General features: G+C 70.1%; 15 protein-coding genes. 6 read left to right on the top strand and 9 right to left on the bottom strand.

The window, feature by feature from the left end:
- Window positions 1-41: 41 nt before the first annotated feature.
- Together AC1RVY_RS03085 and AC1RVY_RS03080 are read right to left on the bottom strand one after the other, a co-directional pair.
- The gene (locus AC1RVY_RS03085) at window positions 42-293 is read right to left on the bottom strand and encodes a GlsB/YeaQ/YmgE family stress response membrane protein (RefSeq protein ID WP_218338630.1); all 252 of its coding nucleotides are present in this window, start codon (window positions 291-293) and stop codon (window positions 42-44) included.
- Window positions 294-602: 309 nt separating this feature from the next.
- The gene (locus AC1RVY_RS03080) at window positions 603-2,975 is read right to left on the bottom strand and encodes a penicillin acylase family protein (protein ID WP_492805251.1); all 2,373 of its coding nucleotides are present in this window, start codon (window positions 2,973-2,975) and stop codon (window positions 603-605) included.
- A gap of 139 nt (window positions 2,976-3,114) precedes the next feature.
- Here AC1RVY_RS03080 and AC1RVY_RS03075 point away from each other — a divergent pair, with 139 nt between their 5' ends.
- The 4 genes from AC1RVY_RS03075 to AC1RVY_RS03060 all read left to right on the top strand — a co-directional run bounded on the left by AC1RVY_RS03075 (window position 3,115) and on the right by AC1RVY_RS03060 (window position 6,684).
- Window positions 3,115-4,230, top strand: a complete 1,116-nt coding sequence (locus tag AC1RVY_RS03075) for a helix-turn-helix domain-containing protein (protein WP_492805249.1) — start codon at window positions 3,115-3,117, stop codon at window positions 4,228-4,230.
- A 165-nt stretch (window positions 4,231-4,395) separates the two neighbouring features.
- On the top strand, window positions 4,396-5,349 hold the full coding sequence (locus AC1RVY_RS03070) for a class I SAM-dependent methyltransferase (protein ID WP_492805247.1): 954 nt from the start codon (window positions 4,396-4,398) through the stop codon (window positions 5,347-5,349).
- A gap of 185 nt (window positions 5,350-5,534) precedes the next feature.
- Window positions 5,535-6,056, top strand: coding sequence for an exosortase H (xrtH, locus tag AC1RVY_RS03065; protein WP_218295076.1), 522 nt, complete (start codon window positions 5,535-5,537; stop codon window positions 6,054-6,056).
- Window positions 6,046-6,684 carry an exosortase H-associated membrane protein gene (locus AC1RVY_RS03060; protein ID WP_492255349.1) on the top strand — a complete coding sequence of 213 codons (639 nt, stop codon included), beginning with the start codon at window positions 6,046-6,048 and terminating at the stop codon, window positions 6,682-6,684. The genes xrtH and AC1RVY_RS03060 overlap by 11 nt, the downstream gene beginning before the upstream one ends.
- Window positions 6,685-6,729: 45 nt before the next feature.
- On the opposite strand, the gene AC1RVY_RS03055 is transcribed toward AC1RVY_RS03060, so the two are convergent.
- Window positions 6,730-7,128 carry a nuclear transport factor 2 family protein gene (locus AC1RVY_RS03055; RefSeq protein ID WP_218295074.1) on the bottom strand — a complete coding sequence of 133 codons (399 nt, stop codon included), beginning with the start codon at window positions 7,126-7,128 and terminating at the stop codon, window positions 6,730-6,732.
- Between the two features lie 300 nt (window positions 7,129-7,428).
- On the opposite strand from AC1RVY_RS03055, the gene AC1RVY_RS03050 reads away from it, so the two are divergent.
- On the top strand, window positions 7,429-9,237 hold the full coding sequence (locus tag AC1RVY_RS03050) for a GGDEF domain-containing protein (RefSeq protein ID WP_492805245.1): 1,809 nt from the start codon (window positions 7,429-7,431) through the stop codon (window positions 9,235-9,237).
- 18 nt (window positions 9,238-9,255) lie between these two features.
- On the opposite strand, the gene AC1RVY_RS03045 is transcribed toward AC1RVY_RS03050, so the two are convergent.
- Window positions 9,256-9,768: an EVE domain-containing protein gene (locus AC1RVY_RS03045; protein WP_218295072.1), complete on the bottom strand. Its 513-nt coding sequence runs from the start codon at window positions 9,766-9,768 to the stop codon at window positions 9,256-9,258.
- 269 nt (window positions 9,769-10,037) lie between these two features.
- Between AC1RVY_RS03045 and AC1RVY_RS03040 the strand changes: the two genes are divergently transcribed.
- Window positions 10,038-11,897, top strand: a complete 1,860-nt coding sequence (locus tag AC1RVY_RS03040; RefSeq protein ID WP_492805244.1) for a DUF3592 domain-containing protein — start codon at window positions 10,038-10,040, stop codon at window positions 11,895-11,897.
- Here AC1RVY_RS03040 and alkB read toward each other — a convergent pair.
- The 5 genes from alkB to AC1RVY_RS03015 all read right to left on the bottom strand — a co-directional run bounded on the left by alkB (window position 11,894) and on the right by AC1RVY_RS03015 (window position 18,654).
- On the bottom strand, window positions 11,894-12,586 hold the full coding sequence (gene alkB / locus AC1RVY_RS03035) for a DNA oxidative demethylase AlkB (RefSeq protein ID WP_492805242.1): 693 nt from the start codon (window positions 12,584-12,586) through the stop codon (window positions 11,894-11,896). The two genes, AC1RVY_RS03040 and alkB, sit on opposite strands and share 4 nt — an antisense overlap.
- 156 nt (window positions 12,587-12,742) lie before the next feature.
- Window positions 12,743-13,480 (bottom strand): 2OG-Fe(II) oxygenase, encoded by a 738-nt coding sequence (locus AC1RVY_RS03030; RefSeq protein WP_218295070.1) that lies wholly within the window; start codon window positions 13,478-13,480, stop codon window positions 12,743-12,745.
- Window positions 13,477-14,604: a bifunctional DNA-binding transcriptional regulator/O6-methylguanine-DNA methyltransferase Ada gene (ada, locus tag AC1RVY_RS03025; protein ID WP_492805240.1), complete on the bottom strand. Its 1,128-nt coding sequence runs from the start codon at window positions 14,602-14,604 to the stop codon at window positions 13,477-13,479. The genes AC1RVY_RS03030 and ada overlap by 4 nt, the downstream gene beginning before the upstream one ends.
- Window positions 14,605-14,851: 247 nt before the next feature.
- Window positions 14,852-17,695 (bottom strand): DEAD/DEAH box helicase, encoded by a 2,844-nt coding sequence (locus tag AC1RVY_RS03020; protein ID WP_492805238.1) that lies wholly within the window; start codon window positions 17,693-17,695, stop codon window positions 14,852-14,854.
- A gap of 50 nt (window positions 17,696-17,745) precedes the next feature.
- Window positions 17,746-18,654, bottom strand: coding sequence for a DMT family transporter (locus tag AC1RVY_RS03015; RefSeq protein WP_492805237.1), 909 nt, complete (start codon window positions 18,652-18,654; stop codon window positions 17,746-17,748).
- Window positions 18,655-18,726 lie beyond the last annotated feature (72 nt).

Below are 18,726 nucleotides of genomic sequence, written 5' to 3'. Positions count from 1 at the left end.
GGCCGATTTTCTTCAAGCCGGTGCACCAGCGGGCGCGGTGGCTAGGCCTTCTTCTTGACCAGCCCGTAGATCACCAGCAGCACGATGGCACCGGCCACCGACGCGATCCATCCGGCGGGCGCGCCGGGTGCGTACCAGCCCATGGCGCTGCCCACATAGCTTGCCGCCAGCGACCCGGCAACGCCCAGCACGGTGGTCATGATCAAGCCCAGCTTGTCGTCGCCGGGCTTCACGGCGCGCGCGATCAGCCCGACGATGAAGCCGACGATGATGGTTCCGAGGATGGACAGCATGCAATTCCTTTCAATCAAGAGTGCGCAGGCCCGGCAGTGGGCTCCGGCAATGACTGTAATGGCATTTACGGAGCCGGCGGCCCTCGGAACCCGTTCCAGGTCTTTTCGGGGATCGCATTGGCGTGCAATCGCCCGAGGTCATTCCAGCCTCCGGGCAAGCGCCTTTTGCCGGGTGGCCTGCGGCGTTGCGGCGCTTGCCCGTAGCCGGGCTGTCGGCGGGCTCGGTGCGGGCTATCGGGGCGGCGCGCCGCGCCTGGCATCCCATTGCGGCCAGGCGCTTGCGCGACTTCTAGAAAACCTCGAACAGGCTCAGTGCCTCACCAGCCGCAGCGGCTCGCCGATGCGCGCCTTCACCACGTCCTCGCGGTGGAAGGGCAGGGTGTGCCACTGCTTGGCCGAGAACAGGCGCATCTGGTCGTTGGCGTGTGGCGATGCCGGGTTGGTGGACTGGCCGTAGGTCAGGATGGCCTGGGCCACCGGGCCTTTGGCGTCGAAGGTCACCGTCTGCACGTAGCTGGTGCCGTAGTCGATGCGCAGGCCACGCGCATTGAGCGGCGCGGGTTCCTGGCGGCCCAGGTTGTTGAGCACGCCTTCGAACTCCTCGCCGCCATGCAGCGCGATGGGCTCTTCGGTGATGTCCGGGCGCTGCACGCTGCCCAGGGTGGCGTCCAGCGCAAAGCCGCTCGCGCGGACGGTCTTCACGGCGCCGTCCAGGGCTTCCCACACCTTGGCGGCGGTGGCGGCGTCGTCCATCTTCAGGCCGGCGGGCGTGGCCACGGGTTGTGCCGGATCGAACGGCACGCGGTGCACGCCGGGGATGTTGCGCGCGGTGCGCCAGAACTCGCGGAACACATGGGCGCCGCGCGCGTCCAGGTTGTTGCGGCGGTCCCAGCCCTTCAGGGCGGCGCAGCCGCCGCGCGACTCTGCCGAGGGCGCCTTGTCGCAGGCGGCCAGCAGGTCGGGCACCACCACCTGGGCCATGAAGTTGCGGTTCTGGAACAGCTGGTCCTGGATGGCCTGCAGCGTGACCTTGCCGCGGCCGAGCATCTCGGGGATTTCCGCGAGGCCGGCGCGCGTGCGGGGCCGCGTGAGGCTGGCGTCGCCCACCATGGGCGAGATGCCGTCGAACTTCTGCCCCGGGTGGGTGTAGACAAAGCTGTCGTTGCTGTTGTGCACCCAGTCCGTGCGGAAGGCCACGGGCATGCGGCCGATGGGGATCAGGCCCGGGACGGGCGATGCGCTGTCGCGGTGCCAGTCGCAGTCGGCGCGCGATCCGTTCAGCACCACCAGGCCTGCGGCGGCCCGCAGCGCGGCGGCGGGCTGGCTGGGGGCGCAGCGCGCGAGCTGCGCGGCGTCCATGTCCGGCACCACGCTCACGTCGGCGTACATGGCCTGTCCGCTGCGGTCGGCCGCCAGGGTGTTCACCCAGGGCAGGCCCAGGTTGGCGTGCGCCTTGTGAAGGTCCTGCACCGAGCGGGCGCGCGCAAAGGCCAGGGCCGCGTCCATCATGCGGGTGTTGCCGGTGTTGGCGTCGCGCAGCGCGTAGGCGGTCCTGGCGTTCCAGGTCAGGCCGGCGCGGGGCACCACCACCAGCGGGCCCCAGCGGGTGGACCACACGGTGTGCTCGCGCGCCTGGAGCTTGCCGTCCGGGCCGGGAACCTGGGCGCTGACCTTGCGGGCCGTCATCTTCTCCGGCTTGCCGTCCACCAGGTAGGTCGTGGGGTCGCCCTCGGCCAGCGTCACTTCGTAGAAGGTGAAACGCTTGCCGGTGGACACCGTGTGCGACCAGGCTACATCTTTGTTGAAGCCGATGGAGACCATGGGGTAGGTGCCGATGCCCACGCCCATCACATCCATCTGGCCGGGGATGGTGAGGTGCATTTCATAGAAGCGGTTGGGGCCGCTCCACGGAAAGTGCGGATTGCCCAGCAGCATGCCGCTGCCGTTGGCCGTCACGTCCTTGCCAAAAGCCCAGGCGTTGGAGCCCAGGGGCGAGTCGAGCAGGCCCACCTCGCGCAGCGCCTGGGCGGCGTCGGCCAGCTCCACGCCAGGGGCGGGGGCCTGCGCGGCCTTGGCGGCGGGCGGCTGGGCGCCCAGCATGCCGTCGGCCAGCGCGGCGATGCCGGCCTGCACGGCCACCACTTCGGCCATGCGGCGGTACTGCGCCAGCGTCATGGGCTGCACCCAGGGCTTGCCGCGGCAGGCATCGGGCAGCGCGGCGGCGTTGTCGGTCAGGTAGCGGTTGTAGCCCGCCACGTAGCCGCGCGCCATGGCCTGCACCTGAGGGCTCGTGGCCGCCCAGTGGCGCTCCAGCGCGGCGTCGTCCATGTGGGCGGCCATGAACAGGTCGATCTGTTCGTTGGAAATGTAGCGGCGCCCCAGCAGGCCGATGGCCTGGCCGCCGAAGGTGCTGCTGCGCTGGCCGCGCGCGGTCACCAGCTGGTCGGCCGTCATGCAGACGTTGTCCTGCGCATAGGCATAGGCCACGCCGTAGGCCAGCGATTCGGGGTCCTGCGCGGTGATGTGCGGAATGCCGTAGGTGGTGCGCTCGATGGTCACGCCGCGGTCGCTGCCCGCCGCGCCGGGCTGGATGGCGCAACCCGCCAGAAAAAGGGCGGCGCAGGCAGCGGCGAGGGTGGTCAATGCCGTCGTCTGGCCGGCGGTGGCTGGGGTCTGTCGCATGGGTTCAGGTCTCCTGGGTGTTGGACCCGCGGGCGGTTCGCATCGCCGGCGGGGTGCTGTGGTCGCGCAACCATGCTACTGCCCGGTAACACCTCAACGGGGTGGTGGTCTGGCCACGAATGGTGGCAATATCGCCACCATGTCCACCCGCACCACCGTCCTTTCGTCCTGCGTGAATGTGGGCATCCTCTGGGGGCGCGACAGCATTGCCAGCACGGCCACCGCGGTGGTGGACGCCCTGCGTGCCATGAACATGCTGGCCGCCATGCGGCCCGGTGGCGCGCAGCCCGCGCTGCGCTGGTTCTGGCTGCCGATGCCGCATGAGGGCGATGCCACCCCGCCCCCCGTGCCAGCAGGGGGCGATGGCTCGCAAGGCCCTCTGCACGTGGTCGTCATCCCCGGCTGGCTGGTGCCCACGGGGCCCCAGTTGCGCGAGGTCAGCAGCCGCTACAGCCAGCACTTCGGCGCCATGCTGCACAGCCACCTGCGCGGGGGCGGCAGGGCCCTGGCGCTGTTCAACGGCTCCAGCCTGCTGGCCCACTGTGGGTTGCTGGCGGGGCGCAAGGCGGCGCTGCCGTGGGTGTTCGCGCCGTCCATCGTGCTGCAGTCCAGCGAGAGCGGGCCAGGTGCCGCCGATGGGGCGCATCCTGCCGACGTGGTGTGGCAGCGGGAGCAGGCCTGGCAACGCGATGGCGCCCTGTGGACCACGGCATCCCTGCAGGACACCCTCCCAGCCGTGCTGGACCTGCTCGGCCACACGCCCGCCGCCGAACTGGCGCAGGCGGCAATGCACGCGCTGCTGTTCGACCGGGAGCGGCAGCTGACGGCCACCGCCGCCATGGAAACCCCCACCGGCCATCCGCTGGCCGCGGGCGCCCTGGAGCTGGCGCGGCGCTGGCTGCAGGCCCACCGCAACGAACCCTACAGCCTGCAGGCCACGGCCCGCGCCGCTGCCACCAGTCCGCGCACCTTGCTGCGCTGGTTTGCCCAGGTGCATGGCGAAAGCCCCCAGGACTACCTGCACCGCCTGCGCATCGCCCAGGCGCAGGCGTTGCTGCAGACCACCTACCTGACCGTGGAAGATGTGGCGCAACAATGCGGCTACAGCGACACGGGCAGCTTTCGCAAGGTGTTCGCCCGCGTGTGCGGGGTGACGCCGGGGGCCTACCGCCAGCGCTTCAAGCTGCGCACTTCGCGCAAGCAGTGGCTGGCGCGGCAGGCCCCGCCCGGGGCCGACAGCGCAGGAGAAGCCTGACAGGCCGGCACGGCGGGTGCACAAGCCACCCGGCCGCAGCCCGCCCGCGCCGGGCCACAGGCGATAATCCATGGTTGCTATTGAAATAATAGCTGTGCGGCATGAGTGCACCAGCGCATGCGGCCGTTTTCTCCTGATTTCCGTTCATTGAAGCCTTTTTTCTCCATGCAAGCCCTGCTCGACGCCATCGCCGCGATGCCCCTGCCCACCGATGCCCAGCGCATCTTCCACGGCCGGGGCGGGCTGCACCCGGGCTGCGAGCAATGGGTGCTCGATGTGTACCCGCCCGTTTTTGTACTCACCAGCTTTGCCCCGGCCACCGAGGAAGCGCTCGACGCCATTGGCGCCGCGCTGCAGGCGCGGTGGTCGCTGATCGCGCCGGATGGCCAGCCGCTGAACTGGGTGTTCCAGCACCGGGGCGAGGCGCTGCGCGCCGAGGGCCGCAGCGATACCCGCCTCATGGCGGGCGCCGTGCCCGACCCGCATGCGGTCACCGAGGCCGGCGCACGTTTTCGCGTGCACGTGCTGCGCGGGCAGAACCACGGCCTGTTCCTGGACATGGCCGGCGGCCGCCGCTGGGTGCGCGACTTTGCCGCCGCGCGCAGCGCGGACCGCTACGGCCTGAAGGTGCTCAACCTCTTTGCCTACACCTGTGCGTTCTCGGTCGTGGCGCTGCAGGCGGGCGCGCGGCAGGTGGTCAACGTGGACATGAGCCATGGCGCCATCGCCGTGGGCCAGCAGAACCACCAGCTCAACGGCATCGCCACGGGCGCGAGTTTTCTGGCGCACGACATCTTCAGCAGCTGGGGCAAGATCACCCGCAGCGGGCCGTATGGCCTGGTCATCGTGGACCCGCCGAGCTACCAGAAGGGCAGCTTCGTGGCCACGAAGGACTATGCCCGCCTCATGCGCCGCCTGCCGGACCTGCTGGCGCCCGGCGGACACGCGCTGCTGTGCCTGAACGCGCCGGAGCTGGGCGAGGGATTCCTGCGGGAGCAGATGCAGGCGCTGGCGCCCGGGCTATCGTTCGTGGAGAGGGTGGACAACCCGGCGGCATTTGCGGACCTGGACCCGGAACGCGCCCTCAAGGTGCTGGTGTACGCGGCGCCGGACCTTTAAGTGCCGTGTCCGGGGCATGCGCCGGGGACCAACGCCATGCCCATGCCATTCGGGCTTTGTGGATTTGGGATGGCTTCTGATATTCTTTGCGGCGCCCGAGTGAACGGGCCCGCATTGTCATGGCCTCGCCGCCTGCCGCAATCCTGGCGCGCTGGTGCGCCTCACCAGGTTCTTCTCATCGACGTATGGTCCGATTCTTTCTCATTTTCATCGTGGTGCTGGCGGTTCTCTTTCGCATCGACATGCTCGACGAGGTGCAACGGGTCGCCATCGAGCCCTGGACCAGCCTGCTAGCCACCGCCAGCGCGGCGCTCATGACCCCGCTCGATGCCGACGTGGCGCACCACGGCCGCATCCTGATGAGCAAGGCCACGGGCTTCGCGGTGTCCATCGAGGCGGGCTGCAACGGGGTGGAGGCGGCGATCATCCTCATCGCCGGCATGATCGCGTTTCCTTCGAGCTGGAAGCACAAGCTCGCCGGCATCGCCATCGGCATCGCGGCGGTGCAGGCCGTCAACCTGCTGCGCATCATCAGCCTGTACTACCTGGGTAAGTGGAACATGACCGTGTTCGAGTTTGCCCACCTGTACCTCTGGCAGGCGCTCATCATGCTGGATGTGCTGGTGGTCTGGATGCTCTGGATCCGCTGGATCGCCCGGCAACAACCTCCCTCACCCCCTCAACCCCCCCTCGCCAATGCAGCTTAGTTCGGTCGGACGTTTCCTGCTGGTCGCCATTGGCAGCCTGCTGTGCCTGATGCCGTTGTGGTACTACCTGTCGCCGCAACTCTCCAAGCCCGTGTTCTTCATGGCGGGCGAGGCGTCTTCCGCCGTGTTCCACTGGGCGCTGAGCTACACCCAGAAGGAGACCACCGGGGTGCTGAACACCACGCTCAAGGTGGTCTCGGTGCAAAACGGCCAGTTCCGCTCGGGCAAGCTCGCCCCCGTGGTGGACTACCGCCTGCTGGGCTACGGCATCGTGATCCTGTGGGCATTGCTGCTTGCCTCGTTTCCTCGGGGCTGGGTGCGAAAGCTGCTCATCGGCTCGGTGGCCATGCTGCCGATCCAGGCGGTCAACGTCGCCCTGCAGTGGTGCAACGACGCCTTCAACCGCGCCGGGCGCGAGGTGTTCGTGCAGACAGGGCTGCCCGGGTGGGTGGCCGACGTGGTGGCGTTCCTCTACCACTTCAACCTGTTCATCTTCACCGCGCTGGCCCCGGTGATGCTGTGGCTGCTACTGGACCGGGAGTTCCTGGCCAAGCTGCACGCCCAGGCGCGCGCGGCGGTCGCTGTCCAGCAGCCGCCGCAACCCCAGCAACCCCAGCAACCTGAGTAGGCCGCACGGCCGTGGCCGGTTGCGCGGCGGGCCCGGGCGGGGAGGTCAGTGCTGCGGGCGGGCGTCCACGGGTGTTTCCGTGTGCATCACGCAGCGCCACTCGCCGTCCTTGCGCGTCCAGACGGACGAATCCGTCATTTCCTGATTGATTTCTTCCGACTTTCCACGGGGCGTGAGGGCCTGCCGCGCGTGGTAGGTCAGGACGGCCGTGTTGTCGTCGGGGAACAGCACGTTCATGTTGCTCAGCTCGAAGGACTTGATCACCATCGGGCCCTGTTCCGCCATCCGCCGGTAGGTGGCGTGGTCAAACTGCATGGCGCCGTGGCTGCTGACCATCAGTGCCGGTTCATCGAGCATGGCGAGGGCGGTGTCCGTGTCCTCGTCGACCATCGATTGCCAGAATTTCCTTTCTAGCTGCATGAGCTCATTGCTTGCCGTGCGCATGTCGTGCTCCTAAGTGGTGGTGAAAGGGACAACACTGCGCGCCGGCCGGCCCGCCGGATGTCGGACGGGAAAGCAGGCGGCCGTCAGCACGTTCCTACCGGCGCCCGGCATGCCGTGGGGCGGGGCCCTGCGGGTATCACCCCCCTGGGCCTCTGGTTGCAGGTGGTAACCTAGTCTGGCAGCCGGGCGGCATGCCGCTGCGCGCAATGGGTGCAATTTCGGGGCTCCAGGAGGTTCAAGCTGTTCTTTCCACTGTTTTCCACAGAGAAAAAAGAAGAAGGAGAGGGCGCGGCGGGCGCCATGGACGCGGCGGACACCGCGCAGGACGCCAGCCCCGCGGTGTCGCCGGAGCGCAGCTTCAACACGAGGCTGTCGATCCATGTCGCGATCGCGATCCTCGCCACGGCGCTGCTCGCGCTGACGATCGTGGTGCCGACGTTCCACGAATTCGAGATGGCGCGGCAGGGGCTGCACGACATCCAGCATTTCCGGCGCGTTCTCGATATCGCCACCCTGGTCGCGGCGGAGCGGGGGCCCGCGAATGTCGTGATGTCCGAAGCGCCCGCGCCCGACAGCGCGGGAACCCGGCGCCTGGCACAGTTGCGGTCCCGGGTGGACGCCGCGCTGGCGGCGCTGGCGCAGCCGCAGCCGCCGCGCTGGGGCCTGCACCACCACCCCGTGCCGCCGGCGTTGCTGGAGGGTGTCACGCAGCAGCTGGCCCGGGCGCGGCGCCAGGTCGACGAGGCGGCGGCGGTGCCCCTGGCCTCGCTGCGTCCGGACGAGCTGGATGCGGCCATCCAGGGCATGTTCGAGGCGTCCGACAAAGTCCAGGCGATCATCGCGTGGCAGGCCAACGAGATCCTGCACCACGACGCGAGCCTGGCCTCTCCCGTCCTGATCGGCCAGATGCTCAACGACTTCCGGGACTATGGGGGACGGGCCGCCTCGCAGATCATGGCGCCCATCGCCCTGGGGCAGCGCCTGCCGCTCAAGAACATCATCGAGAGCCGGCAAACGCAGGGGCGGCTGAGGGCGCTGTGGCAGGTGATCGGCGCCCACGGGGGGCTGCATGACAATGAAACGCTGGCAAGAACCCGCGAAGAGATCGAACGCGGCTACTTCGGCGATGGTTTTGCGCTGATCGACCGGCTGATCGCCGAAGGGCGCCCGGGCGCCCGCTACACGATGTCGGCGACCGAGTTCACCGAGCGCTACGTGCCGACCATGCGGCCGATTGAAACCTACCGCAGCGTTTTCCTGGACGCGGCGGTCAAGCGGTCCGAGCACAACAGGGACGCGGCGCTGGCCACCCTGGCGGCGGTGGCGGTCGTGACGGGCGCCATCTTCGCGATCCTGGTGTGGCTGATTCTTTCGGTGCGGGCCCGCGTCTTCCGCCCGCTGCTCCATGCCCACGCGGCGGTCCTGCGGCTGGCCGAAGACCGGCCCGCCGTGCCCTACGGGCACCCCACGGCCGCGGGCGAGGTCACCGGCCTCTTTCGCGCCATCGAGGTGCTCCAGGGCAAGCTCAGGGAGCGGGCGTCCATGGCCAACGAGCTCAAGAGCCTGGCGGAGACGGACGGCCTGACCTCGCTGCTCAACCGCCGGGCGCTCGACGGGCACGCGCAGGCCCAGCGGGCCGGAAGGGGCGCGGGGGACCCGATGTGCCTCATCCTCCTGGACATCGACCACTTCAAGGCCGTCAACGACACCCACGGCCATCCCACCGGCGACCGCGTGCTCATCCAGGTCGCCAGGCTGCTGCGCACGGTTCTGCGCTCCAACGACATCGTGGCCCGTTTTGGCGGGGAGGAGTTCGCGGTGCTGGTTGCGGGGGACGACATGGCCGGGACCCTCGTGATCGCCGAGAAGCTGCGCCAGGCGCTCGAGCGGGAAACCTTCACCTCGGCGGAGGACACCGCGCTGCGCGTCACGGCCAGCTTTGGCGTGGCGTGCGGCTACCGGGGCGAGGCCGGATGGCCGCAGCTGGTGGAACGGGCGGATGCCGCGCTGTACCGCGCGAAGGCGGACGGCCGCAACTGCGTGCGCTCGGCGCCCATGGCGCCGGTGCCGCAAGACGGGCCGGTACCCGTGCCACTCTCGCCAGGGTAGCCCCGGGGCCGTTTCCCGCTACCCGTGGCGGGCCGCCGCGCGCGGCTCCAGCATCTCCAGGATCAGGCTCCACTCGGCAGGCTCCACCGGCGTGATCGACAGGCGGTTGCCCCGCTGCAGCACCCGCATCTCCCCCAGTTCGGGGCGCGCCCGCAGCTGCGCCAGGTTGACGAGCCGTGTCTTGCGCACCGCCTGCACGTCCAGCAGCAGCCAGCGCGGCTTGTCCGGCGGGGATTTGGGGTCGTGGTAGGGCGATTGCGGATCGAACTGGGTGGGGTCGGGCCGCACGGAAGACGCCACGCGGGCAATGCCCGCGATGCCCGGTTCCGGGCAGCTGGAATGGTAGAACAGCACGCCATCGCCGATGTGCATCTCGTCGCGCATGAAATTGCGCGCCTGGTAGTTGCGCACCCCGGTCCAGGGCACGGTGGCGTCCGGGGCGGCCAGGGCGTCGTCGATGGAGCACTCGTCCGGCTCGGACTTCATGAGCCAGTAGCGGGGCGCGCGGTGGGATGCGGTGGGCGTGGTCATGGCGCCATTCTGGCAAAGGCCGATTCGCCCTGGTGCCCCGATGGGCTGCCGGGGCAGGGGTACTTTTGCTATTGAATATGTAGCTATCGGCGCATATCCATGAAACGCCAGGGCCCTGAAAGATTCAAAAAACGACAACCACCCCACATGCATTGCGCGTGCGCGCGGCGGGTCGCAGAATCAGGCCTGCCCCCGTCCAGGCCCTGCCAGCGCACGGGAGGCGCAAATTTTTCCAGCACACAAGAACACAGGGAGGAGGACGTGACGCCGTGGCCGGCCGCGCATTGCCCGCCACGCTGCCGGTGGCGGGCAGGGCCCCGGCCACCATGCGCCACTTCATCAGCACACCGATGGCCACCAGCAACACCCGGAGAAAGAAGCACCGCGAGTCCCAGGCGCGCAAGGGCGGGGGCAAGTCCGGCACCTGGGCGATGGCGCTGTTCGCGCTGCCCTTTGCCGCCGTGGGCGTGGGCATGCTGCTTTTCGGCGTGCTGCCCACGCTGTACGACTGGGGCCGCATGCAGGGCTGGCAGCCGGTGCCGGCCACGCTGGTGTCGGCGCGTCTGGAGACCTCGCGTGGCAGCAAGTCCACCACCTACAGCGTGTCGGCCAGCTACCGCTACCAGGTGGGGGGCCGGGACTATCAAGGCCAGCGCGTGGCGATTGGGTCCGGCGCGGACAACATCGGCGACTTCCAGGAGCAGCTGGGGGAACGCCTGGAGGCCGCCCAGCGCCAGGGCCAGCCGGTGCAGGCCTGGGTGAACCCGTCGAACCCCCACGAGGCCGTGCTGGACCGCAGCCTGCGCCCGGGCATGCAGCTGTTCAAGATGCTGTTCGTGGTGCTGTTCGGCGGCGTGGGCCTGGGCATGCTCCATGGCGCATGGCGCGGCCCCCGCGCCGGGCGCGGCACGCAGGCGCTGGAGGCATCGGCCCAGCCCTGGATGGGGCGGCCGGCCTGGGCGGGCAACAGCATCCGGTCGAACAAGCGCTATGAGGTGTGGGTCGCATGGACATTTGCCCTGGTCTGCAATGCGATCGCATGGCCGTCCGCGATCGCCCACCGGGACGAGGCGCTGGACGGCCCCCAGTACCTGCTGGTGGCCGTGTTCGGGGCCCTGCTGCTGGCGGCTGTCGCGACGCTGGTGTGGGCCGTGCGGGCCACGCTGGATGCCTGGCGCTTTGGCGATGTACGGCTGGTGCTGGACCCGTTTCCAGGCGCCATCGGCGGCGATTTTGGCGCCACGCTCGCGCTGCCCGTGGCGCACCGGCCCGGGCAGCAACACTTCGCGGTCACGCTCAGCTGCGTGCGGCACTACCGCAGCCGCACTGGCGGCAAGAGCGAGTCGCGCGAAACCACGGTATGGCAGAGCCAGGGCGTGGCCCAGGTCGAGCCCCGGGGCGATGGCATCCAGCTGGGTTTGCGCCTGCGGGTGCCGGCGGGCCTGCCCGCCACGGAGCCGGTGGACAGCGAACACCACGCATGGCGGCTGCAGGTGGAATCGGCCGATCCCGGGCTCAGGTTCCTGCGTGTGTTCGACGTGCCGGTGTACGCCACCGGCGCGGCTTCCCGCGGGGCGCGCGCGGACGCGGCGCAGCATCCGCAGCTGCGGGAAATGCGCCACGCCGAGGTGGCCGCGGTGAGCGAGCTGGAGCGCATTCCCGGTGGGGTGCGGCTGTACCTGCCGTATGGGCGCGCCTGGAAGCAGACCATCGTCTGGATGCTCGCCGGGGCCGTGTTCGTGGGCATTGCCGCGCTGGCGGGCGGCCAGGATGTGCCGGTGCTCTTCCTCATCGCCTTCGGCGGCCTGGGCGGGGCGGCGGTGGTGGGCGGCTTCTACGCGGTGGCCAACAGCCTCAGCGTGGAACTGGACGGCCGGGGCATCCGCACCGAGCGGCGGCTCCTGGGGCTCATGCTGGTCCACCACCAGGCGCCCGCCACGGACATCGCCCGGCTGCGGGTGGCCGAAAGCTATTCCACCCAGACGGGGGCGCGGCAGGAGACCTTCTACCGCATCGAGGTGGAGCTGCGCAACGGCAAGCGGCTCACCGTGGCCGACAGCCTGCGCGGGCGCGCGGCGGCCGACCACCTGCTGGCCTCCATCGCGTCGCAGACGGGGTACCCGCGCTAGGCAGCGCCGCCTGCTGAAGAGACCGGCCCAGGTTCCTGGCGCGCCCGGCGAAAGGTGAGGTTGATGCGCTGCGCGCCCGTCAGCGCATGCGCGGCCTCGGCCAGCGGCAGCACGCCATGGAACCGCAGGCGCGCCGGGCCGCCCCACACGACCACGTCGCCATGCAGCAGCCCCACGCGGCGGGCCTTGTCCGTGCGCTGCGCGCCACCCCACAGGAAGACCGCCGGGATGCCCAGGCTGACGGACACGATGGGGTGGTCGTAGTTGCCCTCGTCGCGGTCCTGGTGGAGTGACAGCCGCGTGCCCGGGCTGTAGCGGTTGATGAGGCAGGCGTCGGGCGCGAAGCCGGGGTAGCCCGCCGCCCCGGCGGCCTCGCGGGCCAGCGCATGGAAAACCTCCGGCATGGGCGGCCACCGTTCGCCCGTCAGCGGGTCCGTGGGGCCGTAGCGGTAGCCGCTGCGGTCGCTGATCCACCCCAGCGGCCCGCAGTTCGTCATGGCCACCGACATGCGCTTGCCGCCGGGCGTGACCAGGTGCCTGAACGGTGCGCGGGCCGCCACCGCCTCGACGGCCTGCAGCAGCTGCGCCGCCTGCGCCAGGGCAAAGCCGCGCAGCACCACGGCGCCTGGCTCCAGCCATTCGGGCGCCTGGGGCGTGGCGGGCAGTTCATCAAAAAGACCGAGGTTCATGGATTCATGGTTCTAGCGTGATGGCCCGGGCTGGTGCAACGGGCGCGATCCGGGCGAGCGCACCCGTGGAACTGGCTCCGCCAGGCCACCGGGCGCGGCCCTCCCGCGCAGCGAGAGAGGGGTGAAGGCCCCGAAGGCGCCTCAGCGGGAGCATCGCTATGCAGCATCGTGAAAGATGATGCCCGCCGTGTGCCGCTGCCCCGAGCGCACGCGGCTCACGCCGTGGCGCATGTGGACGCGGTAGGCGCCGCGCGTGCCCTGCACCGGGCGGTGGTGCACGGCGAAGGCCACGGCATCGCCCTGGCGCAGGGGGACGACCTCGGCGCGCGACTGCATGCGCGGGCGCTGCTCGGTCAGCACGAACTCGCCACCGGTGAAGTCGCGGCCGGGCTCCGACAGCAGGATGGCCACCTGCAGCGGGAACACATGCTCGCCGTACAGGTCCTGGTGCAGGCAGTTGTAGTCGCCGCTCGCGTACTGCAGCAGCAGCGGCGTGGGGCGCAACTGGCCCGCAGCATGGCAGCGCGCGATGAAGTCGGCATGGCGCGGCGGGTAGCGCGCATCGATGCCCATGGCGGCGTTCCAGTGGTTGGCGATGGGGCACAGATGGGGGTACAGCGCATCGCGCAGCCCGGCCACCACGTCCGGCAGCGGGTAGCTGAAGTACTGGTACTCGCCCAGGCCAAAACCGTGGCGCTGCATCACCACGCGGCTGCGGAACAGGGGCGGGCCGGCGTGGCGGTACAGCCCCGCGAGCGCTGTGCATTCGTGCTCGCCCAGCAGCCGAGGCAGTACCGCATGCCCCTGCGTGTGCAGGTCGTCGGTGGCCTGGGCCCAGTCGAGGGCCGCCACGCGGGCAGGCCAGGGGTGCGTGTCCTGGGGCAGGGCACTCATGCGGCCTTCTCCCGCGCGTGTGCTGGTTCGGCGGCGCCGGCTTCGCGGTCCAGCAGCGCCCGCTTGCGCTCCACGCCCCAGCGGTAGCCCGAGAGCGCGCCGTCGCTGCGCACCACCCGGTGGCACGGTATGGCCACCGCCAGCGTGTTGGCGCCACAGGCCTGCGCCACGGCGCGGGTGGCGGTGGGCGCGCCGATGCGCCGGGCGATGTCGGCATAGCTGGCGGTCTGCCCCGGGGGAATGGCACGCAGCGCCTGCCACACGCGCTGCTGGAAGGCCGTGCCCCGCACGTCCAGCGGCAAGTCCAGGCCCAGGCCGGGCGCTTCGACAAAGGCCACGACCTGGGCCACGAGCGATTCGAATTGCGCATCGCCGCCCACCAGCTGGGCCTGGGCAAAACGGTCCTGCAGGTCGTGCACCAGGGCTTCGGGGTCGTCGCCCAGCAGGATGGCGCACAGGCCCTGGCCGCTGTGCGCCACCAGGATCGCGCCCAGCGAGCACTGCCCCACCGCAAAGCGGATGCGCTGCGCCGCGCCGCCCGCGCGGTAGCGCGTGGGGGTCATGCCCAGCACCTGGGCGGATTTCTCATAGAACCGGCTGCTCGACTGGTAGCCCGCGCCGTAGATGGCGTCTGTCACGGAGGCCGTGGGTTGTTGCTTGAGGGCACTGCGCACACGCTGCTCCCGCCGGGCGGCGGCGTAGGCCTTGGGCGTGAGGCCGGTGGCCTGCTTGAAGACGCGGTGCAGGTGCGAACTGCTCAGCCCCACGCGGGCCGCCAGCGCATCGAGCGTGGTGGCTTCTTCGGCTTCGATGATGCGGCAGGCCTGCGTGACCAGCTCGGCATGGTGTGCCAGCGCCGAGCGCTGCCGGGGCTTGCAGCGCTGGCAGGGGCGAAATCCGGCTGCTTCAGCCTCGTCGCAGCTGGCATGGAACCGCACGTTCTCGGGCCGGGGCGTGCGCGCCGCGCAACTGGGGCGGCAGTACACGCCCGTGGTCTGCACCGAGTACCAGAAGCTGCCGTCCGCCGCCGCGCTGCGCGCCACCACCGCCGCCCAGCGCGGGTCGGCCTGGGTGGCGGCAGCGGCCTGTGCGGCCTTGGCGGAGGGTGTTGCGCGGTGGGGCATGGTGGCAACGCGGGTGGAACGCAGGGGCGGGGCTTTCGCGTGGAGGTGGGCGGAGTTCGGATTCATGGCGGATGGCTCACAAGGTGGGTTGCGATGCCATGCACTCTAGGGACGGGGTGGGCGGGGCGCACTCCGTTGCTTGCTTTTGAATTCTGCACTTTTCGGGGCAGGCAGGCACAGGGCCCGGACTGCTTTCAATTTGATAGCTGCTGGCGCTTGCTGGAAAAGCGCTGACAGCCAAAAACCTTCAAGCCTCGGGCGGCTGCAGCGGCCGGGGGCGCCGTTTGCCCGTGCCGCCCCAGCGCAGCGCGTCCTCGCCCGGAATGCCCAGCGGGTTGTTGGCTGGTTCGGAGAGGGGCGCCAGCAGGGCGTGCAGGTCGGCCTCGCTGAATTTGACCGCGCCCTCGGCGTCATGGCCCAGCACACCCTGGGCCAGCGCGGCCTTGCGGGCCTGCAGTTCCAGCATGCGTTCTTCGATGCTGCCTTCCACCACCAGCTTGTAGACAAACACCGGCTGGTCCTGCCCGATGCGGTGGGCGCGGGCGGTGGCCTGCTCTTCCACGGCGGGGTTCCACCAGGGGTCGAGATGAATCACGGTGTCGGCGGCGGTGAGGTTCAGGCCGAGGCCCCCGGCCTTGAGGCTGACGAGCAGAATGGGGGCGCTGGTTGCGTCCCGTGCCTGGAACCGCCGCACCACCGCGCCGCGCTGGCGGGGCGGTGTCTGGCCCGTGAGGGTGAGGTAGGGCAGGGCCAGGGTGTCGAGCAGCTCGGCCGCCAGCGCGAGCATTTCGGTGAATTGGGAGAACACCAGCACGCGGCGCCTTTCGTCGACCAGGGCGGGCAGCATGTCGGCCAGCAGTTCGAGCTTGGCGCGTTCCATCGTCTGCGCCGTTTTTGTGGTGCCTTTGACCAATCTGGGGTCGCAGCAGACCTGGCGCAGCTTGAGCAGGGCGTCGAGGATGGTGATCTGCGCGCCGTCGAAGCTCTGGCGCTCGAGCGCGCGGCGCACCTGCTTGTCGGCCGTGGTGCGCACGGCCTCGTACAGCTCGCGCTGCCTGCCTTGCAACTGCACGCGCTGGATGACCTCGGTGCGTGGCGGCAGCTCAGTGGCCACGTCCTGCTTGCGGCGGCGCAGGATGAACGGGCGCACGCGCTGCGACAGGAGCTGGGCGCGCAGGGTTTCGCCGTTTTCTTCGATGGGCTTGCGCCAGCGGGCGTTGAAGCTGCGCACATCGCCCAGAAAGCCGGGCATCAGGAAGTCGAACTGGGCCCACAGCTCGCCCAGGTGGTTTTCGAGCGGAGTGCCCGTCAGGCACAGCAGGTGCGGGGCCTGCAGCTGGCGCAGGGCGCGGGCGCTGCGGCTGCCGGCGTTTTTCACCATCTGCGCTTCGTCCAGGATCAGCAGGTGGAATGGCTGTGCCGCCAGCGCCTCCACGTCGCGCCAGAGCAGCGGGTAGGTGGTCAGCACCAGGTCGTGGTCGGCCATCTGCAGATAGCGCTGGCCTCGGCTGGCGCCATGCAGCGCCAGCACGCGCAGGCCGGGTGCCATGCGCGCGGCCTCGGCCTGCCAGTTGAAGAGCAGCGAGGTGGGCAGCACCACCAGGGCGGGGCGGGTGAGGCGCCCGGCCTCCTTCTCGGCCAGCACGTGGGCCAGCGCCTGCGCGGTCTTGCCCAGGCCCATGTCGTCGGCCAGGATGCCGCCCAGGCCTTGGGCGCGCAGGTATTGCAGCCAGGCCAGGCCTTCCAGTTGATAGGGGCGCAGTTGCACCTGCAGGCCTTGCGGTGCAGCCACCGCTTGCGGGGCGCCGATGGTGCGCAACCGCTTGGCGAGCTGGGCCAGGCCCACGTCGCCCTGCAGCTGCCAGTCGTTGTTCCAGCCATTGACCGTGCCCACGCGGTGGGCCAGCACCAGCCCGGCGCGCAGGGCCTCGATGCGGCGGGCCTCCCACGCACCCAGGTGCAGCGGGTCGCCGTCCTTGCGCTGGTTGCGGGTCGGGTCGGTCAGCAGATCGACCATGGCCCCCACGATGGCTTTGAGCGGCCCGGCGGGCGCGTCGATGCGTTTGCCGCCCGGGGCGCGCAGCGAAATGATGGCAATGTCGTCAATGGCGGCCATCTGCCGGGCATTGAGCCAGCGCGCGTCGCGGCGCAGCAGGTCGGCCAGCATGGGGGCCAGGTCCAGCGTTTCGCCGTCGATCTCGATACCCAGGCTGAGCAACCAGGCGCCTTCGCGCTCGGGCAGCTGCAGTTTTTGCACGGGGCGCTCGCGTGGGCCGAGTGGGCCATCCACTTCCTTGCCCAGCAGTTCGCCGGTGTCGGGGGCGATGTGCAGCTTCCAGCGCAACACGGGCACGCTTTCGTGCGCAAAGCCGGGCTGCACCACCACGCTCCAGCCTCTGGCGCGGAGTTTGGGGATCTGTTCGGCCCAGAAGTCGCCAAAGAAGGCCTCCTGCGCCAGCGTCCACAGCGGGCCCAGGCTGGCTGCGGCATCGCGGTTGCGCCATTGCAGCGAGCGGGCGTCCACGGGCAGCAGGCCCAGGTCCCACACCAGGTCCATGGCGTCCGACTCGGCCGCCACATCGCGCTGCATGCGCACCACGGGACCGCCGGTGTCGTACAGGTCCTGCAGCGGGGCGGGGCGCGAGTTGAGGATGGACGTGGGCGCAGGCGCCTGCCAGGCGATGGCGCCTGGGAGTGTGTCGTCGGTGCGGTAGGTCCAGTCGATCTGGGCCAGCGTCACGCTGTCGCCACGCGGCCCCATCTTGCCCTGGGGCTTGAGGCCCAGCAGGCCGTCGCCCCGGCCCAGCGTCATCAGCGTGATGCGCGGGCGGAAGTGCCCGGTGGCGATGCCGGGCGGTGGCGCGGTGCGCCCGGCCGGCGGCGGGGCGGTCTCTGTGTCGGTCTCGTCGCCCCGCATCAGCGCCATCACGCGCGCGGCCTCGGCGTCCGTCAGCGGGGGCAGGGCCTTCAGCGCTACTGCATTGGCCTGGCGGCGCAGGGCGGTCACCCAGGCGGCGATCACCGCCTGGCGGTCGGATCGCGGCGGTGCGGGCGGCTCGGCGGGGGAAGGGAGGTCACCGGGGTGTGTCACTGGCCGGTGATTGTGCCGTGCCCGTGGGCTGGGCCTGGCGGGATGCGGCGCTATTTGGCCCCTTGTGCCGCCGGTTGTGCGGCGGTCGTCGCCCGGGGCCGGCTGCCTTGCAGGTGCATGGCGGCCGCAGCGAGCAGGATGGCGGCGGCTCCCAGCCACTGGGCAGGCTGCAGCCGGTGACCAAACGCGACAAAGTCCACGCCAATCGCCACCACTGGATAGATGAAGGACAGCGCGCCCTGCAGGTAGGTGGGCAGCTTCTGCACCGCGCCGTACAGCAGGATGTACATGAGGCCCGTGTGCACCACGCCCACCGTGACCAGTAGCAGCCAGGTGCGGGCATCCTGCGGTGGCGTGCCCAGGTTGGCAAACGGCGCCAGCAGGAGCACGCCCATGCAGACCTGGACCAGGGCGATGAGGTGGGGCGGCGTGCCGGTGAGCCGCTTGGCGATCACCGAGGCTATGGCCCAGAAGAAGGCCGCCCCGAGCGCCATGGCGATGCCCAGCGCATAGTGTGTGCCACCCTGGCTCGCGCCGGGCCGGGCCTGCACGATGAGCAGCATGCCGCCGAATGCCAGGGCCAGCCAGCCGAGCTTGGCCGGGGTGATGCGCTCGCCAAAGAGCAGGGCGCCAAACACCACCAGCATGAAGGGCTGGGTGTTGTAGACCGCCGTGGCGATCGAAATGGAAGCGTGCGAATACGCCCCAAACAGCAGGAGCCAGTTGGTCACGATGGCCACGCCGCCCAAGGCCGCCCACGCTGCCGTGCGCCAGGTCAGCACACCCCGCAGCAGGCCCATGGCGGCGCACACGGCCGCCAGCGTGGCCGCGCCGAACACGCAACGCCAGAACACCACGTTCAGTGCCGGCAGGCCGGATTCCACGACAAACCAGCCGATCGTGCCGGAGATCGCCATGGCGGTGCCCATCTCCAGCGTGCCTTGGGTTTTCTTGTCCATGGGTGTCATTCCATCCGTGAGTTGATGGAATGACTATAGGAAAACGGGCCCGTGCGTGGAATGGATGAAAAA

The organism is Acidovorax sp. GW821-FHT11A03 (genome assembly GCF_058809075.1).
Note: the sequence above shows the minus strand (reverse complement) of the source record. Positions and strands in the feature narration are given on the sequence as shown.